This window comes from Sporosarcina thermotolerans, assembly GCF_042658975.1.
Taxonomy (GTDB): domain Bacteria; phylum Bacillota; class Bacilli; order Bacillales_A; family Planococcaceae; genus Sporosarcina; species Sporosarcina thermotolerans.
The window spans coordinates 86306-109381 of record NZ_JBHSRM010000012.1; the positions used below are offsets into that span (position 1 = coordinate 86306).

Below are 23076 nucleotides of genomic sequence, written 5' to 3' on the forward strand. Positions count from 1 at the left end.
TTTTAATCAACTTGAGTATAGCACTAAAAAACAAATCCATCCTACGAAAAAGACTGACATTTCGACAATATATTCATGAAAAATAAAGATCGGGGAATTCTATAATCATACAAAGGAGGTTTCCCCTTGCGTATCCATTTTAAAATTGTTTCATTTTGTTTATTGATGTGCTTTATTTTGCCTTTCCATTTATCGTTAGCCTCTGAAAGTCAACCGGAAGTAAATATTGAAGCCGAGAGGATGGGTCATTATTTACGGTATTCAAACGAGCTTGTACCTTGGTATCATTTGGCTGCTATCGATCAGTACGAGCGGAATATCCGACAAGTACGTACTGATTTACCTAAACCGGATGGTCCTATTTCCATTATTTTTCCGTCACACGATTGGTCAGGTTTATTGAATCCAGATCCAACTGACACTGAACCTAATTCAATTGCATTTTTCGGAGGAAGTGGGTTGGACGGAAATGGCGACGGGATTGCTGACTTGAATGATGTTGGGGATATTTTAATGACAATGAGTGCACATTTATCCTTATACGGGCCAGCCGAAGAAGATTTTAAGGCAGCGTTATGGCATTATTACAAACGGGAACAGACAGTCAATCAGATTGCAACCATCGCCAAACTTTATAAGCACTTTGAGACGATTGAATTGGATGAACATGTTTTCCCTATTCCGAAAGGATACGACTATTCGTATCGGGGCACATGGGGTTCGAGTAGGGGATGGGGCGGACGTAGGATTCACGAAGGAACTGATATTTTTGCGGGTTATGGTGTGCCAGTTGTGGCTACTTCATATGGCGTCATTGAAGTGATGGGATGGAATGAATATGGCGGCTGGCGTGTTGGAATTCGTGATAATCATAATACGTATCATTATTTCGCACATTTGGCTTACTTTGATAAAGGTATCAAGGAAGGCGATGTTGTTAAGCCAGGAACACTTCTTGGAACAGTTGGAAGCTCAGGCTATGGAAAAGAAGGGACATCCGGAAAATTCCCACCACATCTTCATTATGGTGTGTATAAATATAATGGTAAAACTGAATGGGCATTCGATCCGTATCCTGCTCTAATGAATTGGGAGCGGCAAAAGAGGTAAAACACTTAAAACAGGTGACGACAAACAACATGTTTATCGTCACCTGTCCCATTTTAATTAATTTCCACTCCTAATGTTTTAAATAGGAATGAATAGATATCTGTTAGTTCTTCAATTATTTTGGCGGTTGGCTTTCCGAGTCCGTGGCCCGCATTTTTTTCCACTCGAAGCAAGATCGGGTTTTCCCCTTCATGTCCCGCCTGTAATGTAGCAGCAAATTTCTTTGCATGAGCCGGTACAACACGGTCATCTGTATCCGCAGTTGTGATTAGAGTCGGTGGATATTCGACGCCTTCCTTGACATTATGCAGCGGTGAATACTTTATCATAAATTCAAAGTCCTCAGCATTCTTTTCCGCATTGCCATAATCCGTCACCCAATAGCGACCAACCGTAAATTTATGATAGCGAAGCATATCTGTTACTGGAACTTGGCATATTGCCGCTCCGAATAGGTCTGGACGTTGTGTGATGGATGTCGCGACAAGCAGCCCACCGTTACTTCCCCCCATTATTGCAAGTTTGCTCGTTTTTGTGTATTTCTGTTCAATAAGCCATTCTGCCGCTGCAGCGAAATCATCGAATACATTTTGTTTCCGCTCCAACGTTCCTGCCTTATACCATTCTTCTCCGAATTCGCCTCCACCCCTTAGGTTGGCAACTGCATAAACTCCACCCTCTTCAATACACATCCGAACAGCCGGAGAAAAGGCAGGAGTTAGACTTACATTGAAACCGCCATATCCATATAGTAAAACTGGATTTTCACTATTCAGTTTTAGGCCTTTCTTATGAGTCAAGTACATCGGAATCTTCGTTCCGTCCTTGGATGGATAAAAGACTTGAGTTGTTTCAAATCCTTCGGTATCAAACTTATTATTCTGTTGGAAGACCTGAACAAGCTCTCCTGAGTTGAAGTCATAGCTTCCGATCGAATTTGGCGCAAGGTAGGACGTATACCCAATGAACATCGTTTCGTCATCTTTCTTTCCTGTCAATCCAGTCAACGAGTTGAATCCCGACAATGGAATGTCCTTTACATGTTTGCCATCCATACCGTAAATCTTCAATTCATCATGTGCATTATGTAGATATGAAACGACGAATTGTTGATTGATGATTTTTCCGAACGATAGGACATCTTCACTTTCCGGGATGACATCCACCCAATTTTCTTTCGCAGGGTTGTCCAAATCGACTGCAATAATCTTTTCTTTAGGTGCATCAACATTTGTAATGAAATAGAATGTGCGACCTTCATTGCCAATAAAAGAATACTGCCCATCGCCCTTGCCAAACAAATGAATAAATTCCCCACCATTTTCAAGATCTTTATAATAAATTCGGCTTTTATTTTCTGTGCCCTTCCAAACATTTAAAAGCAAGTAGCGATAATCATCCGAAAAGATCGGGTTGAATGAGAACTCCTTATTTTCCGGATCCTCGTATATCAAAACATCCTCGTCTTGAGTTGTACCTAATTCATGCCAGTACACTTTATTGTTAAAGCTTTGCTCATCTGCGGGAACAGTGGATGGGTCTGGAAAACGATTGTAGTAAAATCCTGTTCCTTCCTCATTCCACGCAATATTACTGAACTTGCAAAATTGGATTAGGTCAGAATCATCTTCGCCTGTCTCCAAATTTCGCACTTTAATTTCTTGCCAGTCACTTCCATTCAACGAAATACCATACGCCAAACGTTTACCGTTTTTCGTAAATGATAAATTCGTAATCGCCGCAGTTCCTTCCTCATTCATCGTGTTCGGATCGAGAATTACATCTAACTGATCAGAATTAAGGTCCTTAGCTCGATAAAATACTGCCTGATTTTGCAAACCGTCATTTTTATGGAAGTAATAATAATCCCCTTCTTTACGAGGAACTGTGTACTTTGGAAAATTCCATGTTTCCGTCAATTTCGCCTTTACTTTATCCCTATTTGGGAAAGTAGCTAGGAATGCCTGTGTCTTCTCATTTTGTAAATCCACCCATTGCTGCACTTCCGGATTTTTTGAATCTTCCAACCACCGGTATGGATCGGCAATATCAGTTCCATGGAAATTATCAATAACAACTTCTTTTTTTGTAAAAACTACCATTCTTTCTCCCCCTTTAAAAGAACTTCCAATATATATTACCACATTCTTCTGAAAAGAGGCACCAGTTAATCAAGTAAAAATTTTAACTTGTTGGGATACAATAAGGGGAAAGAAACTTATAAGGAGAACATTTATGAATAACCATTACTTTATCGGGATTAAAACCCCATCTTCTATTGAAGATACAGTCCGTTTTTTCAGGGAGAAATACAATCTTTCCACTATGTACAAGGCGATTCCGCATACAGATGACTTACATATCACCTTACTGTTCATCGGTGCATTGTCTGAGGAAAGAATCGCAGATTTGGTACATGGACTTACCACTGTGGCAAGCCAGCATACGAAATTCAATTTATCAGTAAGTGGACTTTCGTATTTTGGATCTCCAAAAGGTCCAAGAGTCGTCTATTTGTCTGTAGAACCTTCTTCCGAACTTGAAGCATTACAGGAGTCAATCGCTGCGATTGGAAGAAAAGACCTTGGCATTGAAAGTGATAAACGCTTTACACCACATATTACAATTGCGAAAAAACGAAAACTTACAAGCGATTTTACCATTCCTAAGGAATCATATAACTCCATTGAATTTAATGTGGATGGATTTTCACTTTTCACCATTCATCCTTCGAAAACACCAAAATACGAGATCATTGAACATTTTTCATTCAAATGAAAACAGCCGCCCCCAATACTGGGGGCCGCTGTTTTCTTTATTAGGTTTTATCAATACCGAACCAACCTTTCTTTTTGAACCAAAAAATCATGGAGAGTGCTATCAAAGCCATGACTATAATGACGATCAGATAACCATGCTGCCAATGTAATTCTGGCATGCGGTCAAAGTTCATCCCGTAGACGCCTACGATGAATGTCAACGGGATAAAAATTGAAGAGATAATTGTCAATGTTGTCATGATACTGTTCATGCGATTTGAATTAATGGACAATTGACTATCCCGGATGTCCGCTGTCAGCTCACGGTTGGAGTCGATCATTTCTCCAAGTCGGATCAAATGATCATAGACATCGGAAAAATAGGCCTGTTCCTGTTGGCTAAAATGTAGCCGTCCCGAATTTAGCATTCTGTATAGCAATTCCCTCATTGGAAAAATCGTTCTTCGTAAACGTAGTAAATCACTGCGCACTTCAAACACATAATCCATAGATAGATGAACCGTCCTTGGTGAAAGTTCTTCTTCAATTTCGTCCAAATGATCCTCGATATTATAAAGAATCGGAAAATACTGGTCGACCACTTTATCGATGATTTGATAGGTAACAAATTTATGTCCCTGATCCCATGTTTTCGATTGTTTCATAATCAATTCACGGGCCTTATCCATTTCCTGAAGCCTTCCCCTATGAAATGTTACGATGAAATTTTCCCCAAGGAACATATTAAGCTCTTCGGCCTCAAGGTCATTACTACAAATTGAATGCAGCACGAAGAATGTGTATCCATCATAATAATCCATTTTCGGCCTTTGCAGTCGGCCCAAGCAATCTTCGATGGCTAAAGGATGGAAGTCGAAATAGCTCAGCAAAAGTTCACTTTCCTCTTCTGAAGGTCGGTCAAAATCCACCCAATACCATTCAAGTGAAAGTGACTTGATCTCCTCAAGTCTAAAATCGAAAATCATTTCATCTTCAGTTGTCATTCCGATTGTCCGCAGCATTTTTTCACCTACATTTCGGAGCGTTCATTAATAAGTGTTCCCCTTTTAAGCATAAATAAAGCCTCGAAGGACCTAACCGATCCCCCGAGGCATTTTTTACAACTCATATATTATCGATAACAATCTGGATGATCAAAGCTACCGTAACAACTCGTAATAACGGCTTCACAAATTTCGGTTTCAATTTTTCAGCAATCCGAACTCCGGTTTGCGCCCCAGTAATCGACCCCAACATTAGCATAAGCGTTAACGGCCAGATGATTTTCCCAGCAAGAATATAGGTGATAGCCGCCCCGAAGCAGCTGGAAAATGTTGCGAGACGGACATAGGCGACTGCACGGATATAAGCAACTTTCAAATGCCCGAATAAGTAAAGCATCAACGTTCCTTGTCCCGGTCCGAATAGTCCATCATAGATTCCGATTCCGTATAACCCTGGAATACTAATTTTCGAGACTTTCAATTTTTCCTGTCCACCAAAATCCCCTTTTCCAATGAAGGAAGTGATAAATGCAAAAGAAAGGAGAATGATCGCAAATATATATAAGCGATCTTCGGAAAGCATTGTTGCAATGTATCCCCCACTTACGCCGCCGATCAAGCTAACAGGAATGATCCAAAATGATTCACGTAAAGAGATTTGTTTGTGTTTCAAAAGGAATAGAAAACTTGAAAAAGAACTTACTGTATTTGAAACTTTATTCGCTCCGATTGCTGAATGAATTGGTACCCCCAAAAGCAACATTGCTGGAAGACTTATTAATCCCCCGCCTCCCGCTAATGTTCCAAGTGTTGTTGCAATAGCCCCAATAAAAAACATGAAGAAATACTCCAAAACAATCACCCCCTGTTGATAACTCAAGTATACTCCTTCGAGGGTGATAAGAAAATTCGATAGTTATTATAACTACTTATAGGTTTTACTTATCGACAGAAGCGAAGGAGGACCGGCGAGAGCGGTCCTCCTTGATTGGTGGGATTTTAGATAGAGCTATGGGAAGTTCCGCCGGTTCTATGGGAACTCTTCGCCATTCTACGGGAAGTCCCAGCCGTTCTATGGGAACTCTTCGCCATTCTATGGGAAGTCCCAGCCGTTCTATGAGAAATCTTCGCCATTCTATGGGAAGTACAGGCAACTTTACGGGATAGGCAAAATTAAAATCCAATTTCATACTCTTCTCCATCTTCATTGACCACCTTAAATTTACTCACGGGTTTTTTAAGTCCAATAAGGATGTAAGGATTTAATTCGTCACTTTCCGCATCAAATTCTTTCACTGTGACGACAGTTTGATTTTCCAAGTATTCGACACTTACTGCTTCTAACTCACGTTTAGTTGTTCCTGTGGACACTACCACCATTTTTAACCCTTCTGAAATGTCAATGACTTTAAAGCCTCTCCTATCCGGCTTTTCATTTTGCAGATAATTGACATATGCTCTGACCCCAGTCTCTTCATCCAATTTCGCTTTCTTCATTACCCAGTATCCTTTACCACAACCACTCAATATCAACATCAATATAAAAATTCCAACTAATGCTTTTTTCAAATTCAATTCAGGTCACTTCCTTATTATCTATTAAGCTTTTCATCAATGATATTCGATGAATTCCTTCATTATCATAAAAAGTTTCTGTTATATCGAACCCATGTTTAATATTCAATATCAACATATTCCGCCACATGTTTCTCGTCTTTGTTTCAATCTCTTTATATCCCGCTTCTTTAACAATACGATGTTGGAAATCCATAAGCATGGAGCCAATTCCTTGTCCCCTGTAATCTTCTTGAACAGCACCGTACCAACTATAATATCGGTCGGCGGAAAGCTCATAGCCGATTTTATAACCAATTAGCCGATTTTCTTTAGTTGCGGCTACGAATAGGATTTTCTGTCGTTTCACAGCTTTCTCAAGTAACTCATCGGCATTGTCGAAAACTTCATTATGTAATTGTAAAATCCCGTGCAAAACATGTTTATCAGGCATTCCCCAATAATGGTGGATCTGTGGCATATCTTACCTCTCCCCCCTTAATCTGATTATACTACAAATACTATTAATTCATATTCTAATATTCATATATCTTTGACTTGCAAGAGAGAATGAGAACTCTTTGGACAGGAAAGAGAACTCCTCAGTGATGAATGAGAACTTTAATGTAAAAGACGGGTGAAAAATAGCGTTTTGCTATCTTTCACCCGTCATATTGATTTACCTCATGTACTTATAATTGTTTATTGATTAAAACCTTGGTTCTTTAATGGAAGTCCCCTCTATTTTCACATCAAAACATCCATCTTTTTCTCACGCTTTACAAGACAATAAATAATGATTGAGCTTACAATAATCATGCTGCCGTAAGATAGAGGGGGTAGCCATTTCGGACTCCAGATAAGAATCATATTCGGTAATAATCGATTCAGGCCAATGATGAGAAATCCGACTATGAAAGGAATTTGGATGCCAATTAAGGACACCATGTTTGGTACTACGTTTGAGAAGCTCATAGATAGGGTTACGAAAATGAATCCGATTAAGTAAATTGCGGCGACACATAGCATGATGAATTGGAAGAACGTGGGGTCGTACCAAGATTCATTCCCAATAAAGGTGTTAACACGGACTTTAAAAAACATGGACGTATTATTCAATGAATACAAACCTAAATAGACGGTCAACAATCCAGTAATAATAGTGAATGTTGAGATGTATCCTGCCAAGAGTTTCGTCTTGAAAAGATTCCTTCCCTTTTTCGACGTGTACTGCAACGTAAGAATACCTCTTGAACGGTCCTTCAAAATTGTTGGCGAAATAACTAACACAACACTGAACAAAATAGCGACCCCGACATGTGTAATAAACGTTTTAAAGTTTTGGATAACTATTTCCGTGTATACTCCGAATTTTTCTTCTGCAATTAATTCGATTAAACGGTCTCTCTGGTTATCAGTAAGTACTTCAGGAATAGTTTTTCTGAAGTTATAAAACTCAATTAGCCTTTCACGCTCTTGCAAATCCCAAAAGAGATCAGTTTTATTTCCGAAAAAAACGTCATCTCGAAGATCGCGTGCTTCTTGGGATGGATTCCACCAATCGTATGCATGGAATTTTTCAACTGTATCTAAACCCTCTGCTACGAAATCCTCCCTGGACTGCAAATACCGATTTGTTTCTTCCACTGTTTCCTCGTATACTTTTTCGAAGTCACTAAACTCGTCATCATCCATAGTAGCACCGTATTTCTCTACCATTCCAACTCCGATGTTATACGAATAAACCTCACTGCCATTGGGGAAATATTTAATATCAAATTCAATCATAAAGAAATAAAGTAAGCTATTGATCAATAACAATAATAACATTGTCTTCCACGTGAAAATTTTCTTTATTTCATTCCATAAAACCCTCATTGTTACCCCCCTCACTGTATATCGATTTTAAGGAAACGTTTATACGACCAGAAACAAACTGCAAGCGTGATTACCGTCCAAAAGCTGATTGTAATCCATTCAAAGTTTTCGAATAGGATCAATCCGCTGCTTCCCATGAACGAGGATGTGACAGTTAGGATCAATGTCGGTAATGTATACGCAGAGACGAATAACAGAATTGAAGACTTTGGCATAAAGCCTGGTAATAGCCAAATAAGGACGAATAGTGCTGCCATGAGAAAGAAAGTGATATAACTGTTTTTCACCGTGACGGATAATGCAAATGTCAAACCCGAAAATAGCAATAGAGTTACAAAAACAAGTGCAATTACCCCTATTAGAAAGGCTCCTACAGATATATCCCACCAAGCGACATACGGGAAATTATATTCCCAGTTGAATGCGCTGCTAATGGATGTTCCCCAGACATGCGAGTAATCAAAAACAGCGAAAAACGTTCCGAGTGTTATCGCGAATAGTAAGAACACAATAGTTGTCGCCATTGCTAAAGATGACAGAAGCTTGTTCTTCATCAGTTTTCTGCCGCGTTTTGTGGAGTATGTAAGTAGATGAGTCCTGTTTTCAAACTCATACGTCGTAATCAATGCTGTCGTCAAGACGATCAATAGAAGAGATTCGATAATGATTTGCAGGAAGACCGTCTTGAAGAGAAAGGTATGCATGAAATATGCTTTCCCAGCGAAAAACCACCGCTTTTGTTCCCCTTTATTAACCATTTCCTCGAATCGTTCAGAGAACTTCTCGTTTTCATTCAGAAATGTTTCGGCAGCTTTGCCACTAAGACCGTATTTCTCAATTTCCACTTCAGCCATTTTCTGTATGTCAATTTTTTTATAACTTTCATCAATTGACTTCGCCATGTTCAAATACATTTCTTTAAGTTGCAGCCGGTGAATGAACTCCCATTGTTCATCGTTATATTTCTCTTGATCCTCATAGCGCAATCCGTCAAGAAATTCATAGACGCTTGTAAATTCGGACGCTGTCATCCTATTTAATTCAGCTACGTCGATTTGTACATCACTCTTGAATTCGTCTAAAGATTCATCTGTTATATCCAATCCGTACGTCTCGATAATTTCATTAATTATCTTTAATTCTTCCTTATGGTCGGATGAACTGACGATGACAAATATATTAAAAGCAGAAAAAACGATGATCAGTGAAATCAAGATAGGCGATGTCAATACTTTCTTACATTCATGGAAGATAATACGCATCATACTTCCCCTTCGATTTCATCGCGGTATTCGTAAAGGAATACATCCTCCAACTGCGGCACTACTTGCTTCCATTCTGCTTCCGGCACGCTTTTATGGATGAAACGAACAATCATCTTGCCATACTCCTGCTTTTCAGAAAGAAGAACATATTTCTTCCGGAAAGCTTCCAACAGTTCAAAGTCGACGGTTGTTTCGAACACATTTCCGTTCAACGTAGCACAAATTTGCTCAACCGAATCCTTATAAAGCAGCTGCTTTTTTTTGATCATAATGATTTCATTCGCAATTGATTCAATATCCGATACGATATGGGTTGAAATAATAACGAGCCTATCGCGGGCGAGTTCAGTGAGTATGTGACGGAATCGCGCCCTTTCTTTCGGATCAAGGCCGGCTGTCGGCTCATCCAGAATGAGAATTTTCGGGTCGTTCAGCAATGCTTGTGCAATGCCAACTCGCTGGATCATTCCACCAGAAAATTTCTTCATTTTTTTATTCACTACATCACCTAAAGCTACTTTTTCCAGTAATTCATCGATTTTTTGGAGTGCCTCTTTTTTTCCGATCCCTTTTAACGCTGCCAAATACAACATATATTGCTTAGGCGAATAGTTTTTGTAATAACCGAATTGCTGTGGCAAAAAACCTAACAGCTCACGATACTGCTCATCCATATCTATAATGTTTTTCCCTTTAAATTGGATTTCACCTTCGCTCGGCGTAATCAAGGTCGCCAACATTTTGATCAGCGTTGTTTTCCCCGCGCCATTCGGAGCAAGCAATCCATAAAGACCCGTGTTGAATTCCAAATTGATTTGCTGCAACGCGGTGAAATCCCCGTAGCGTTTGCCTACATCTTTCACGACTAACATATTAAAATACCCCTTCCGTCTGTTTGAAACTGACTAACTTTTTTAAGTAATTCATATACATGATCAGAAAACTAAGAAGAACAACTGCATAAATGAATACCGGCAAATGGAGGAGCATGCCGTTGTAAAACTCGTTATTTACTGATCTTAAGATGTTGTTTCCTATCAGCCATACTGTAATCGTCACTATGACAATTCCTTTTGTCCTTCGGTTCATAAGAGCAATCAAAAGAATGATCGAGAACAGAAATAGAGATGTACCGGAAATCATAAACGCACGAACAAAATATATTTCTTCATATTTCATGGCAATGAATGCTATCGCCAACGTATTCAGGAACATTGTTGAAATACTAAATGCAAGCATCCGGAAGGCAATTACCTGATAGACATTGTATTTACACGCCATTTCTACGTCATAGGTGGCATTTTGTATTTTATTCATATACGTATAGATCGAAAAGACAAGGAACAAAATCGGTGAAAACAGGAAGATATAGGCATACAGATTTAGCAAGTCACCATGAATCGGCACAATGAGAAATAGGCTGTATAATCCGATTGCAATCATTACAATGAAGCTTAGCTCCAATCGGTCCGAAAACAGATGCCGCCATCCGACTTGGTGAACCATAGAACGCAAATAGGAAGTGAATCTTTCCTTTTTCACTAACCCGTGGGTAACAATTTGACTGATTTGCTTGTCAATAGTGCTGTCGTCTGGCATTGGGATATTGAATTTATCTTTCTTCAATGTTCTCCACCTCCATTTCTTTACGGATCCACTTCAATGCTGCGTAGTATCTTGTTTTGACTGTAGATAAAGGGATTGCTTCAATGGACGCAATCTCTTTCAATGTATAATCGCCAAATAGCTTCAATCGGATGATTTGCTGAGAATATGCGTCAAGCCGATTCACCACTGAATTAACAAGTTCAAATTGTTCTTTATGCTCAAGCTCGATCTCCAAATTGTAATCATCTTCAACTTCCTGATGGATGTCCTCGATTGGCTGTGTAAATTGTGCATACCGATAATGCTTAGAGCGGAAATAATCGACAATACGGTTTGAGGCAATCCTGTATAGCCATGTCCGAAAAGATGCTTTTTTCGGGTCGTACGCATGGATGGATTGCAAAATAGCTATGAATAGCTCTTGAGTTACATCCAACGACAGGTCTGCGTCGAGTGTCTGCTTATAATGAAAAGCATACATTTCCTTGTAATATTTCGAGACAAGATTATTTGCCGCAGACTCACTTGCATTCTTTTTTATCTGTTTGATCCAGCGTAGGTCGTTATCCATTCATTCATCACATGCTTTCCGATATCATTGCCTATAAGTATATTCGAGATTCATATTGAAAAAGTTTGAGGGACTTGAAAATTATTTCATAGGCTGTCGTTCTACTATAGGTTAGGCATATTAAAAACGCATGGATTTATATAAATCCATGCGTTTTCCCATTTACTATTTTTCTTAGATGAAGCACCCAATACTCTAACTTCTATTCGAGTCTTCAATTTCATAATTTAGTGTACTTTCCCACCAGATGTTCTTTTTTCCGTTCATATACTTTTGTATAAGTTGTCTAAAAGGATAGGGTTGTAGGTTACAATTATCCAGATCCTCTTCCTTACACCAGAAAAACTGGAGATGTGGTTCACTTGATTGCGGGTTAATACCTGCTGTTAGACTTTTGCTTGTAACCTCAAACACCTGATTTACTTCGCAATTCAAAATGCCTTTTTTCTCCCACTTATGTTCTACTAAACCAAGGAAATTACCCACTGTGCAACTTATTCCTAATTCTTCTTCAACCTCCCTGGCCAGTGCATCTTTTGCACTTTCGCAAAATTCAATATGGCCGCCCGGTAAAAATGTGTTTTTTTCTCCAATGGCTTGGGCAAGCAAAACTTGATTATCTTTTATGAAAATCCCTCTTGCTAAATGATGGAACGGATTCGTCAACTAATTCTCCCCCTTATTATGTGTTTATGAGCTTTTGAAGTGATTTATGCGTTTCTGTATGGATTTATGCGCCCTTATCTGCTTTTATGAGCTTTTCGTCCGATTTATGCGTGATTTTAGCGATTTATGCGTTTTTCGGTGAAATCAATGGTAGTAATGAGTCGGAAAGCAGATGCAATTCATGCATTGGCCTTGTCATTGCGACGTATAACAGCTTTCGATCGATCGGATGATCTCTGAACGGTTCATCGAATGCTGCAATAATGACTGCGTCGAACTCGAGTCCTTTTGACAAATGGCTCGGCACGATCAACAGGCAATCTCCGTTTATATCAGAGTTTTCTCCCAATAATTGGACGGGCATGCCCGACTTTTCGAGTTGTTTGTGGATGGCTGTTGCTTCTTTCCGCGTTTTGCAAATTAATGCAATCGAGCGGTGTCCCCTGCCAAGTATTGCTTCATAGATATCATTTACCTCGGAGGCATCAAGTTCTTGCAAATTATAAAACTCCGGCTCCCGGCCATGACGAACAACCGGTTCGACCAACGGCAAGTCTTCGTCCATCTGGGCAAGGACTTTGTTTGCGAGTTGCATGATTTCGATTGTTGTTCGGTAACTTTTCTGCAGCGTTGTATAGGTAGCTCGAGGGAACATTTCCTGTACGGGTTCCCACGAGGTCAACGCCCTGTAGCTATGGATACCTTGCGCCAAGTCCCCCACCATTGTGAACATATCTGTTTCGAGTCCGTCTTGGAGAGCTGCAAGTTGGAATTCACTGTAATCTTGTACTTCATCGATGAAGACGACACGCATTTTCCATTTATCCTCCACGCCTTTCAGTTTTGCATGCAGAAAATAGAGGGCTGCTAAATCCTCAGTCTCCCAAGCAACACTAACGTGCGCGGCAAAAAAAGCATCCCTTTCCGAATCGGACCAGTGGCATGCCAGTTCATTATGTAATTGAGGATCTGTAAGCCAGTCCCTGTATAGCTTTTTACAATTAAACTTTTTAAATTTCCGCATATAGGAAGCGACTTTTTGTTTCCCTTCTTTTTCAATAGAAGGAAGACGTTCGTCGCGCTCATCCATGATCCTTGTAATCCGTAATCTGCGCTTTTCATCGTCACGAATACCGTACAGTGCTTTATCGAGCGCTTCCTCGTATTTATCGGACAAAATTTTATAAAGTTGTTTCCTCTTCCGATTCACTTCGCTTTGCATAATAACGCGAATCCGCTCAATTCGCTTCTCAAGTGGCATATAGTTGAAGTCTTCAAGGAACAGCTTTTTTAGTCGAGTGGCTCGCATAATGCGATACTTCTCAATATAGACGTCTTCAAATAGTTCCGCGGTCATAAGCTCCAATTTTTCGACATATTTCTGCATAATTTCACGGTACTGAAGCGTTCCTTTCATTTTCGCAATAGAAATTGTTTCTTCATTCAAAGCGGACTCCGCAGTTAACATCTCCAACTTTTCGTTCGGATCAGCCAACTTCAGCTTCAATCCAGTGGCGTTCAATACATATTCGGCGAATGTAGTTTGGCATATCCTGCCTACGCCTAATTCCGGTAGCACATCGCCGATATATTCCATGAACAGCTTGCTTGGAGCTAAGATCATTAATTTCTCCGAAGGAAAATCCGTACCCATCGTATAGAGAAAATAGGAAATACGGTGAAGGGCGATTGTCGTTTTCCCACTTCCCGCTGCTCCTTGAACGATAATAGGCGATTTCAGATTCGCACGAATGATTTCATTCTGCTCGGCTTGTATTGTCGAAACGATTTCTGTTAGGCGGACATCCGCCTTTCCGGCCAATGCTTCCTGTAGCAATTCGTCATTCGTCGTTAGATCAATATCAAGGATATCGAGCAATTCGCCTTCTTCAATTTTGTATTGCCTTTTCGAATAAAGATGTCCACTGATTTCTTCGTCACGCACTTTATACGTCAAGTCTCCGAGTCTACCATCATAGTAAACATTCGCAACTGGGGAACGCCAATCGACGATAATCGGCTCTTGTGTTTCTTGATGGAAGACGGAGGTTTTTCCAATATAAAGGAATTCATCTTTCTCCCCACTTGCACTAAAATGGATTCGGGCAAAATAAGGCTTTTGCTGGATCGCCTCTAATCCTTCTTTTTGGGTTCGTGCCATTTCAAAAAATCGGGTATTCGTCAAAATGTTAATGTAGCTCAAACTTGAATCTAAATAATCCAAGTCGGCCATCGCATGACGGATTTCATCTTGTGAGGATTGCACATCACGCATCGACTCCTCAAGGAGCTTCTGCATATAGTGCTTCGTGTAGTCAAGGCGCTGCAATTCAAACTCAAAATCGGGATGTTTCTGCATATACAGTCCTCCATTTTGCGTATTTTGCGTCCTGCTTTCTGTAGAGATGTTGGGGTTTTTAGGAAACAGAAATTGATTGTATCATTACAACATGTTTTAGGCAATACAATTTATTCAGAATCGTTGGAACGCGTAAAAAAATCCCCACACCCGCTATAGGTGTGGAGAAATTGTTATACTGTAAAACGTCTCATATCATTTTGTAGTTTTTCGGCAACTTCTGAAAGTGTTTGGGCACTCGAAGCGATTTCCTGGTGTGATGCCAATTGCTCTTCAGTTGCTGCACTTGTTGACTGGGCCTCCGCCGATGTTTGCATCGCGAGCTCCTCAACTTTTTCAGCCCCAAGCGTTACACTATTGGTCATAGAACGGATCTTCTCGATTGCTGCAGAAACCGTTTCAACTTTTGCACTTACATCATTTGTCGCCAATTTTATCTCGTTGAACACATTATTCGTCTTGTAGGTAATTGTTAGTCCTTCTTTTACTAAACTGTTTCCAACTTCCGAACTGTTCACTGCAAGTGAAACATTTCGAATGACGGCGTCAATCATTCGACCAATTTCTTCTGCCGACTTTTTCGATTGCTCCGCCAAATTCCGTACTTCATTAGCAACTACTGCAAACCCTCTTCCTTGTTCTCCCACACGAGCGGCTTCTATTGCAGCATTCAATGCCAAGAGGTTTGTCTGCTCTGCAATTCCAGTAATAATTTCGGTGACTTTCCGAATTCTTTCCGAATGGACGGCAAGATCAGTAATGATGTCAGCTGATTGACTGAAGGAATTGGATATGCTTGTCATTTGATTTGTTACTTCCTTCATCAAATCGGCGCCATCCCCCACAAGTTGTAATACTTGCTCTGATGACTTCAGCATCGCTGCATTATCAGTCGTGATTTGATTAATATCATTCACCATTTCGCCCATTGCATCATTCGAAGAATTTACAAGATTCACTTGCATATCGCTTGCCAATAAGTTCTTTTCGGCAATTTCTGCTACCAGCTCCGAGGCTGCAAGGCCCTCTTCAGAACTGGCTGTCAATTGCTGTGCCTGTGCTGCAAGCTGGTGTGCTGAATCTCTTGTATTTGCGATAATCACTCGTAGATCTGTTTTCATCTCATTGAAGGCTATTGCCATTTCGCCAATTTCATCCTTATTTTTAATATTCAATGGATCTATGGCAAAATCCCCCTGTGCAAGCCTTGTTAATCCACTTGTCATTTTTTTCACTGGACCCGTTATGTTTTTACTAATGAAATAGGAGATAATCATGCTCAAAATCAGGACAATTGCCATTACACCTATTATAAAGTAGCCTGTCGATTGTATCCTTTGTTCCATTTTTTCTTCGGCATCATAAATTTGCGCACGTTGGTTGCTTATTAATTTATTCGCTTTATCTATAACAAGTATTTGATACGGTTCTGCGTCTTCTGCGTATTTCCTCGCCTGCACATCTTTACCTATATCGAAGGCAGCAATCGCATTGTCGGTTAGATCACGATATTGCTTGGATGCAATTTTTAGTTCTTCAAGCAAGGCTTTGTTTTCTTTGGATTTAAAAGACGAATCCAATTCCTCAATTTTTTCGTCAATCACTCGAAGCAACTTAAATCGATTCCCCAAATAGTCCTTATCATTTCGTAAAAAGTAGCCCCGTAAATCATATGAAAGGTCTTTTTGATTGGATGAAAGCTGTTCCAACAATATAATTTTTTCCATTTGATCGTGAAGAAGCGATTTGTAGTTCCCACTTATGTTCGGAATGGTCAAGTAACTAAATGACCCGGAAATTATCATCAAAACTAATAAGGATAGAAAACCTGTCCATAATTTCTTACCAACTGAATATTTCATTAGTATCCTCCTAAAATAGTAAACAATTTAATTATAATCTACTAACTATTTTTCGTATAGTACAAGGAGTAGGGGATAGCATAAGAAAACCGCTCCAAGTCATATTGACTGGAACGGTTCTGTTTTCATTTTTGATATTTCACAATCCAGGATCCATTATTCTGTTCTATACCGACACCGATCCAACCTTCACTTAACAATGATTGTTGCTTTGCTATATCAGACATGTCAACCACGGTACTGACCCGATTTTCGTTAACTTTACAACCAAGTTCTTTCATCAATGTGTAACGGAGCAGGTTTCCGTATTTTTCTTTCAAGGATACAATGTGCATCCCTAATGCAAATTTATCCTTTAGACTGGCAATATTAAATGGAGCAACCGTCGCAAAAACATAACGATGACGATGTATGTCAATAGCATCTACTAATAGTTTCCCAAGAATCTGTTGTAGGCCGTTCCCCCTGTAATCGGGATCGACAGTTGAAACTTCAGAATAAAGGACATACGACAATTTGGACTCGCCCAATCCAGCGTCCAACCCGAGATGATCCCCATCAATTTCCGGTTCAAGCATTGCCCTAAAGCCAATCAACTCATCGTCGTGAAATGCACCGATCATGGATCCGTTACCGTGGAGGATATTAAGAAATTCCTCTTCGGATAGTGGTTGTAGGAATGAAGAATCCGCTAATGTAGCAATCACTTTCCTCTGTAATTTCATAATGGGATTCAAGTCTTCTATTTGCAACGTCCTAATAAATACTGTTTGACCGCTTTTCAACGTAAGTTCTTTTTCCATTAGACTACTTTCTCCGAAAAGACGGTCAACTTATTCAATATATCCTCGTTGACAGTAACACCAAGACCTGCTTTTTCTGTCAAACGGATGAAAGGTATATCATATTTCAAATCACCAATGTCCTCACTAAACTTCAGCGGTCCAGTCAATTCGACACTTGTCATGATTTTCTTTGAAAATGCAACATGGAATCCGGCAGCTGATCCGATTGAGGATTCCACCATGGATCCGACTTGACATTCGATTCCTGCCATTTCCGCCATATGGGCAAGCTTCATAGCTGGATAAATCCCCCCACATTTCATCAGCTTTATATTCACCTTATCTGTAGCACGCTTTGCGATGATTTCCCTCATTTCACGGAATCCCCTGAGTCCTTCATCAATCATCATTGGAACGGAAGTCTTCGATTTGATCTCCACCATTGCATCGATATCATCGGCTTTCACTGGTTGTTCCAGCCAATCGAGTGAATAATCTTCAAGTTTCTTTAACGCTTGCAATGTTGTTGAGCTGTTCACCCAACCTTGGTTGACATCGACACGGATTGCAATCGTTTCTCCGACACGCTCACGAACTGCTTTTATTCTCTCCACGTCATCCCAAACATTTTTCCCGACTTTCATCTTCAGTGAACGGTATCCTTCAGCAACACGTTGCGCAGCCTCATCTGCCATATGCTCGGGAGTTGCAATGCTAAGCACATGTGTGACCGGGAATTCATCGTGGAATCTCCCGCCAAGTAAATCATAGACAGGAACACCAAGTGCTTTTCCTATGACATCATAGCAAGCGATGTCCATTGCGGCCTTAGCTGCAGGAACTCCATATATTTCTGCATCCATGGTTGCATGAATTTTTTCCATTTGAGCTGGATTCATACCGATTAGTTTCGGTCCGAGCGTATTTTTCAATACTGCATATGTACTTTCCCAACTTTCTCCTGTTACATGTTCATCTGCAACTGCTTCTCCATATCCTATATGACCCGTATCAGTAGTGATTTTGACAATAATCGAAGGCATATAGTCAAAGCTTGCATAGCTAATTATAAACGGTTCATGCAATGGCAGATGGATTGCATAGATATCAATTTCTTTGATTTTCATTATTGTTTCTTCCTTTCAATAGGCGAATGTCATAGGATATTGTAACACCCGTTTTAATCGTTGGTCACTCTTGAGCGCGGGGCAAGACTTCTTGAACGCTGAACATGAATTCTTGAGCGCCACTTTTTAATATTAGCGAGCCAAAACAAAAACGGCTAAGGAATTACTTATCCTTGCCGTTTTTCTATAGTCACTCTTCGTAGCTAAGCTGCCACTCAATGCCGAATTGATCTCGCAATGAGCCATAGCTCTTGCTCCAGAAGGTCTCCTGTAGATCCATTGCTACTTTACCGCCTTCTTTCAACCTGCCAAATACTCTTTTGATTTCTTCCATATCATTACTAACAAAAGCCAAGCTTACATTATTCCCCTGAACAAAATGCGAACCCGGGAATGTATCGGAGAACATAACATTACTTCCGTTAATATCCAACCGAGTGTGCAGGACCAGATCCTTTGCTTCTTCCGGCAGCGAGTAATTCGGGTCTTTTGGCGCTTCACCAAATGTCATGATTTGGGGTTTTTCTGTATTGAATACTTCCGCATAAAACTCAGCCGCCTGCCTGCAATTTCCGTTAAAAGTAAGATATACATCGATAGCCATTTCATCCACTCCTATTCAATAGTTTCTAACCTATTACTCATCATAACGGAAAGAAAATCGGAATAGCAATCATCATGACGATAAACATGATAAATTGCAAGGGAACGCCGATTTTAACAAAATCCTTAAATTGATAACCCCCCGCTGTCATGACAAGCGCATTTGTCGGCGAAGCGACTGGCGTGGAAAATGCCATGCTCGCCCCAACTGCAACTGCTATTAAAAATGGATATGGGCTAACCCCTATGCTTAACGCTGCGCTTAACCCGATAGGTGCGAATAAAACCGCTGTCGCTGTATTGCTAATAAATTGGCCAAACAGCATTGTAATGAAGAAAATTCCTCCTAAAACTCCCAATGGTCCAAGGCCACCCATAAATTGAATGATTCCTTCTGATATAAGTATCATTCCACCCGTCTTCTCAAGCGCAGTAGCCATTGGCAACATAGCTCCGATCAGGACGACACTCTCCCAGTTAATTTGACCGTATGCATCGTCCATATTCCGTACACAGCCCGTCAATATCATCAATGCAGCACCAATCAATACCGAAATTACCGCAGGGAAGATTTCAAGAACCATTAGAAGTACCATTAAAATCATAATCACACCCGCGATAGAAGCCTTCCCGCTTGCCGCTGCCATACTTGCATGCTCCTTCGGCTGCCCGATGACGACTACATTCCGTGTGTCCCTTGAAAGCAATTCAATTGAATCCCACGAACCTTGCACAAGAAGGGCGTCCCCGAATCGAAGCTTCTGCTTGGACATGTCTTTCTCAACATATTCACCCTGTCTATTAATGCCCAAAATGTTTAAATTATATTTCTCCCTAAATCCGATTGTTCGAAGCGTCTCATTGATAAGACTCGAATGAGGTGTAAGGAGAACTTCCGCAATGCCCAATTGTTTCGAGACAAGTTCATCCGCTTCGGACGTGCTTTGTTCTACAGATAAACCATAGTCTTCCGCAAACTTTTCCACATTTGACAGTGAACCTTGGATATATAGTCGGTCTTTCTCTTGTAGGATGCTATTCGGCCCCGCCATTTCATGAAAGTTCATCGGCAATAAATTCATGCCTTCCGTTGATTTCCTGCTGATTTTTAAAATACATAGATGATAATTGGCAGGTATCTTTAGCTGTGCAAGTCGTTTCCCTACAAGATCGGATCCTACCGGTACTTTGACAAGAAACAGGTTACCTCCAAGCTGATAGTCAGTGGCAAGTTGTTTTGCCGATAATTTATTATTCAAATTGGAAGCAGTGGTTTTTCTTTTCGGCAACAATTTGTTCCGAACAAGGTATAAATAAATGATCCCGACAACAACACCAATTATTCCAATCGGTGTGATTTGGAAGAAACTCAATCTCTCATAACCATTGTCGACAAGGATTTGACTGACGATCAAATTCGGTGGAGAAGCGATCAATGTCAGCAAGCCGGAAAAACTGGCCATATAAGATAGCGGAATTAAATATTTTGAAGGACTGCTTTTAATGCTAATCGCAATGCTTACAACAATCGGCAACATAAGTGCAACCGTGCCAGTATTACTCATAAAAGCCCCGACTGAGGCAACGATGACAAGCAAAAGTATGAATAACCTTTTCTCACTTTCACCGGAATACTTCAATAAAAGTGATCCAGCCATTTGCGCAAGTCCTGTCCTTAAAATCCCTGCGCCAATTACAAATAAGGCCGCTATCATGATCACTACTGAGTTCGAGAACCCCGACAATGCCTCTAATGGAGATAGAATACCAGTCAATACAAATGCAAGCAAAGCAAGTATCGCAACAAGATCCGCCCTAATTTTATTCGTCATAAATAAAACAACGGTAATTCCTAAAATGATAAAAGTTAGTATCAGTTGCACTTCACCCGTTCCCTTCCCACTATTATTATCTCTATTTTAGTACAGACAGGAAAAAAGTGCCCTTTTATTAGGCACTTTTCTGTGAACATACTTACTGAAGTTTAATCATCCACCGGTGTGAATAGAACTTTGGAAACTTTCGTGACGCGGAGCTTTTGTCCATCTTTTAAACTCACATGACTAGTTGACTGAGATATTGGGGGCCCCCCGATTATTTCATACAGAATAGGCTCTTTATCCTTTTCATGTATTTCCAAATATCCTAATCCATAATCCATACTAACGATGTACTCTCCAGCTTCAATATCCAATCCAACTTCCCAAATACCGGCTGTCAGCTCGGTAGCCAAAAATGTCGACACTGGCGTGAAATTGACAAAATCATATCCACCATCCGCAAAAATGGTATAGGAATCCTTAATATCGACAGTAAGACTGGCGACCCCAGCATATCCTACAATTTCCCTTATGATGAGATCACCATTTTCATCATAAATGAAGATATTTCCTGCTGGATAACCCGAGATTAAGTATCTTCCCTCCTGGAGGGAGATTTTTATACCTTCCTTCGTAAACACACCTTGTCCGATTTGTTCAATTCCTTCATTGCTCCGATCAGCTGTAGAGAAAATTTCAGGATTTATCTTCCCGATCAATTCATCTTTTTCGGATCCAATGATTTCAAAGTTTTTTTCATAGTTAGCAATTTTTTCTGTCACCGATCCTTGTAATGGATGGCAACCCGTCATAATTAAGAGGCATAAGGCCACCAAAAAAACTGACCCTATTTTCCCGGCTCTATATTCAAACCAATTCCGTAGTTTAAATTCCATACCAATCCACCATCCCCGATTTTCTCCTTGTGCATCGCCAACTCCTCTGCATCAGCTAACTTTTAATGCAAATTCCCTTCTACGAATATATAGAAGCATATTCCGCAAATATAAAATGACGAAAGCCATCAGATTTAATCCTATTAGCCAAATGTACGAATGTTTGAAGTCCATTTTTTTATTGCCAAATTCCATTGCAGCTTCCCCACTTAAAACGGAGGCAATATCGATAAATTTCAACGGAAATAGCCAATTGGATTCAACACCTGCCACACTTAATAAATCGGGGGCAAGAAGGATAACAATCAAAATCAAAATTGTCGCATACAGATTCTTTGTCAGTACATTAATCAAAACAAAAGCTATATACAGGAACAGTGCAATTAAAGCAAATGCGATAAACATGTACACGATATAGCGAATTGTCGACACTGCAATAAAATCTGCATCTTGGTAAACAAGTACTGGCTTAAGAAAGTTCCCCCACTCGGTTTTACCTGCAACATAATATGCCCCAACAATGATGCCCCCTAATAGGAACATCATCGCCTGAACTAAATGGATAGTTAGTTTGCCAGTAACCCTTTGCATGAAGGAAATCGGAAAACCACTAACAACGGATTGATTGTGCTGATCGACGACCAACATGCTACTTCCGCTTATTAATATGAATAGGCAAAACAATAATCCGCTGATCAAGCTTAAAGCGACCGGTAGATAGTTGCTTGCCGCAAATGGATTCGGAACAATCGAAAGCTCATGATCTTTATAGTATTGTAAAAGCGCAATTTCCTTTTGAATTTCTTCTATAGGAACGACATACTTCGGATGCAGCCCAATGTTCCCCATCGCATGCAATTCAAGTCGCAATTCACTCAACTTGATACCATCATCTATATATTTGTCATAATCACTTTTCTTCCACAAATAAAATCTCTGCATGTTAAGTAAAGAGGATTGCTGTGTTAAATTATTGTAGGCCGCTTCCCCTTCTGTCGTCTCCCGAAGCTCTTCCGGGAAAGCATTGAAGATGGTATTGAATTGCTCTGCTTCCTCTTTTTTCATTCTATGCATATCCTTAATTTCTGTTAGACTATAACTGGAATAATACAATGGGAAAAACACGATAATAGCGATTCCTAACAACCAGTTTTTCCGATTATGCAGCAATAATTTTGTCTCAAATAATAAATACTTCCAAAACATAAT

At 40.1% G+C, this 23076-nt stretch carries 21 protein-coding genes; 2 read left to right on the forward strand and 19 right to left on the reverse strand.

Going from position 1 to position 23076, the window contains the following annotated elements; genetic code table 11:
- Positions 1-126: 126 nt before the first annotated feature.
- Positions 127-1110, forward strand: a complete 984-nt coding sequence (locus ACFPZG_RS07450; protein WP_283732552.1) for a M23 family metallopeptidase — start codon at positions 127-129, stop codon at positions 1108-1110.
- 53 nt (positions 1111-1163) lie between these two features.
- Here ACFPZG_RS07450 and ACFPZG_RS07455 read toward each other — a convergent pair whose 3' ends face one another.
- The gene (locus tag ACFPZG_RS07455; protein ID WP_317940655.1) at positions 1164-3212 is read right to left on the reverse strand and encodes a prolyl oligopeptidase family serine peptidase; all 2049 of its coding nucleotides are present in this window, start codon (positions 3210-3212) and stop codon (positions 1164-1166) included.
- A 133-nt stretch (positions 3213-3345) separates the two neighbouring features.
- Between ACFPZG_RS07455 and thpR the strand changes: the two genes are divergently transcribed.
- Positions 3346-3888: an RNA 2',3'-cyclic phosphodiesterase gene (gene thpR / locus ACFPZG_RS07460; protein WP_283732555.1), complete on the forward strand. Its 543-nt coding sequence runs from the start codon at positions 3346-3348 to the stop codon at positions 3886-3888.
- Positions 3889-3928: 40 nt separating this feature from the next.
- Here the strand turns inward: thpR and corA are convergent, their stop codons facing one another.
- The 18 genes from corA to ACFPZG_RS07550 form a co-directional block, all read right to left on the reverse strand.
- Positions 3929-4891, reverse strand: a complete 963-nt coding sequence (corA, locus tag ACFPZG_RS07465; RefSeq protein WP_283732556.1) for a magnesium/cobalt transporter CorA — start codon at positions 4889-4891, stop codon at positions 3929-3931.
- 103 nt (positions 4892-4994) lie between these two features.
- On the reverse strand, positions 4995-5726 hold the full coding sequence (locus ACFPZG_RS07470; protein ID WP_317940693.1) for a sulfite exporter TauE/SafE family protein: 732 nt from the start codon (positions 5724-5726) through the stop codon (positions 4995-4997).
- A 320-nt stretch (positions 5727-6046) separates the two neighbouring features.
- Positions 6047-6448, reverse strand: coding sequence for a hypothetical protein (locus tag ACFPZG_RS07475; protein ID WP_283732557.1), 402 nt, complete (start codon positions 6446-6448; stop codon positions 6047-6049).
- A 1-nt stretch (position 6449) separates the two neighbouring features.
- On the reverse strand, positions 6450-6908 hold the full coding sequence (locus tag ACFPZG_RS07480; protein ID WP_317940654.1) for a GNAT family N-acetyltransferase: 459 nt from the start codon (positions 6906-6908) through the stop codon (positions 6450-6452).
- Positions 6909-7174: 266 nt separating this feature from the next.
- A complete protein-coding gene (locus tag ACFPZG_RS07485; RefSeq protein ID WP_283732559.1) occupies positions 7175-8305 on the reverse strand; it encodes a hypothetical protein in 1131 nt (376 codons plus the stop codon).
- Positions 8306-8316: 11 nt separating this feature from the next.
- Entirely contained in the window at positions 8317-9567 is a 1251-nt protein-coding gene (locus ACFPZG_RS07490; RefSeq protein WP_317940653.1) for a hypothetical protein, read from the reverse strand.
- Entirely contained in the window at positions 9567-10442 is an 876-nt protein-coding gene (locus ACFPZG_RS07495) for an ABC transporter ATP-binding protein (RefSeq protein WP_317940652.1), read from the reverse strand. Before ACFPZG_RS07495 ends, ACFPZG_RS07490 begins: the two co-directional genes overlap by 1 nt.
- Before the next feature lies 1 nt (position 10443).
- The gene (locus ACFPZG_RS07500) at positions 10444-11196 is read right to left on the reverse strand and encodes a hypothetical protein (protein ID WP_317940651.1); all 753 of its coding nucleotides are present in this window, start codon (positions 11194-11196) and stop codon (positions 10444-10446) included.
- Positions 11183-11749 carry an RNA polymerase sigma factor gene (locus ACFPZG_RS07505; protein ID WP_317940650.1) on the reverse strand — a complete coding sequence of 189 codons (567 nt, stop codon included), beginning with the start codon at positions 11747-11749 and terminating at the stop codon, positions 11183-11185. Before ACFPZG_RS07505 ends, ACFPZG_RS07500 begins: the two co-directional genes overlap by 14 nt.
- Positions 11750-11944: 195 nt before the next feature.
- Positions 11945-12415 carry an NUDIX domain-containing protein gene (locus tag ACFPZG_RS07510; protein ID WP_283732565.1) on the reverse strand — a complete coding sequence of 157 codons (471 nt, stop codon included), beginning with the start codon at positions 12413-12415 and terminating at the stop codon, positions 11945-11947.
- A 124-nt stretch (positions 12416-12539) separates the two neighbouring features.
- Positions 12540-14774 carry an RNA polymerase recycling motor HelD gene (gene helD / locus ACFPZG_RS07515; RefSeq protein WP_317940649.1) on the reverse strand — a complete coding sequence of 745 codons (2235 nt, stop codon included), beginning with the start codon at positions 14772-14774 and terminating at the stop codon, positions 12540-12542.
- A gap of 173 nt (positions 14775-14947) precedes the next feature.
- A complete protein-coding gene (locus tag ACFPZG_RS07520) occupies positions 14948-16636 on the reverse strand; it encodes a methyl-accepting chemotaxis protein (protein ID WP_317940648.1) in 1689 nt (562 codons plus the stop codon).
- Positions 16637-16761: 125 nt separating this feature from the next.
- The gene (locus tag ACFPZG_RS07525) at positions 16762-17439 is read right to left on the reverse strand and encodes a GNAT family N-acetyltransferase (protein ID WP_283732567.1); all 678 of its coding nucleotides are present in this window, start codon (positions 17437-17439) and stop codon (positions 16762-16764) included.
- Positions 17439-18548 (reverse strand): mandelate racemase/muconate lactonizing enzyme family protein, encoded by a 1110-nt coding sequence (locus tag ACFPZG_RS07530; protein ID WP_283732568.1) that lies wholly within the window; start codon positions 18546-18548, stop codon positions 17439-17441. Before ACFPZG_RS07530 ends, ACFPZG_RS07525 begins: the two co-directional genes overlap by 1 nt.
- A 190-nt stretch (positions 18549-18738) precedes the next feature.
- The gene (locus tag ACFPZG_RS07535) at positions 18739-19152 is read right to left on the reverse strand and encodes a VOC family protein (protein ID WP_283732569.1); all 414 of its coding nucleotides are present in this window, start codon (positions 19150-19152) and stop codon (positions 18739-18741) included.
- A 40-nt stretch (positions 19153-19192) separates the two neighbouring features.
- On the reverse strand, positions 19193-20983 hold the full coding sequence (locus ACFPZG_RS07540; RefSeq protein WP_317940692.1) for an SLC13 family permease: 1791 nt from the start codon (positions 20981-20983) through the stop codon (positions 19193-19195).
- A 152-nt stretch (positions 20984-21135) separates the two neighbouring features.
- Positions 21136-21867 carry a hypothetical protein gene (locus ACFPZG_RS07545; protein WP_317940647.1) on the reverse strand — a complete coding sequence of 244 codons (732 nt, stop codon included), beginning with the start codon at positions 21865-21867 and terminating at the stop codon, positions 21136-21138.
- Between the two features lie 51 nt (positions 21868-21918).
- Positions 21919-23073 carry a hypothetical protein gene (locus ACFPZG_RS07550; RefSeq protein WP_317940646.1) on the reverse strand — a complete coding sequence of 385 codons (1155 nt, stop codon included), beginning with the start codon at positions 23071-23073 and terminating at the stop codon, positions 21919-21921.
- Positions 23074-23076 lie beyond the last annotated feature (3 nt).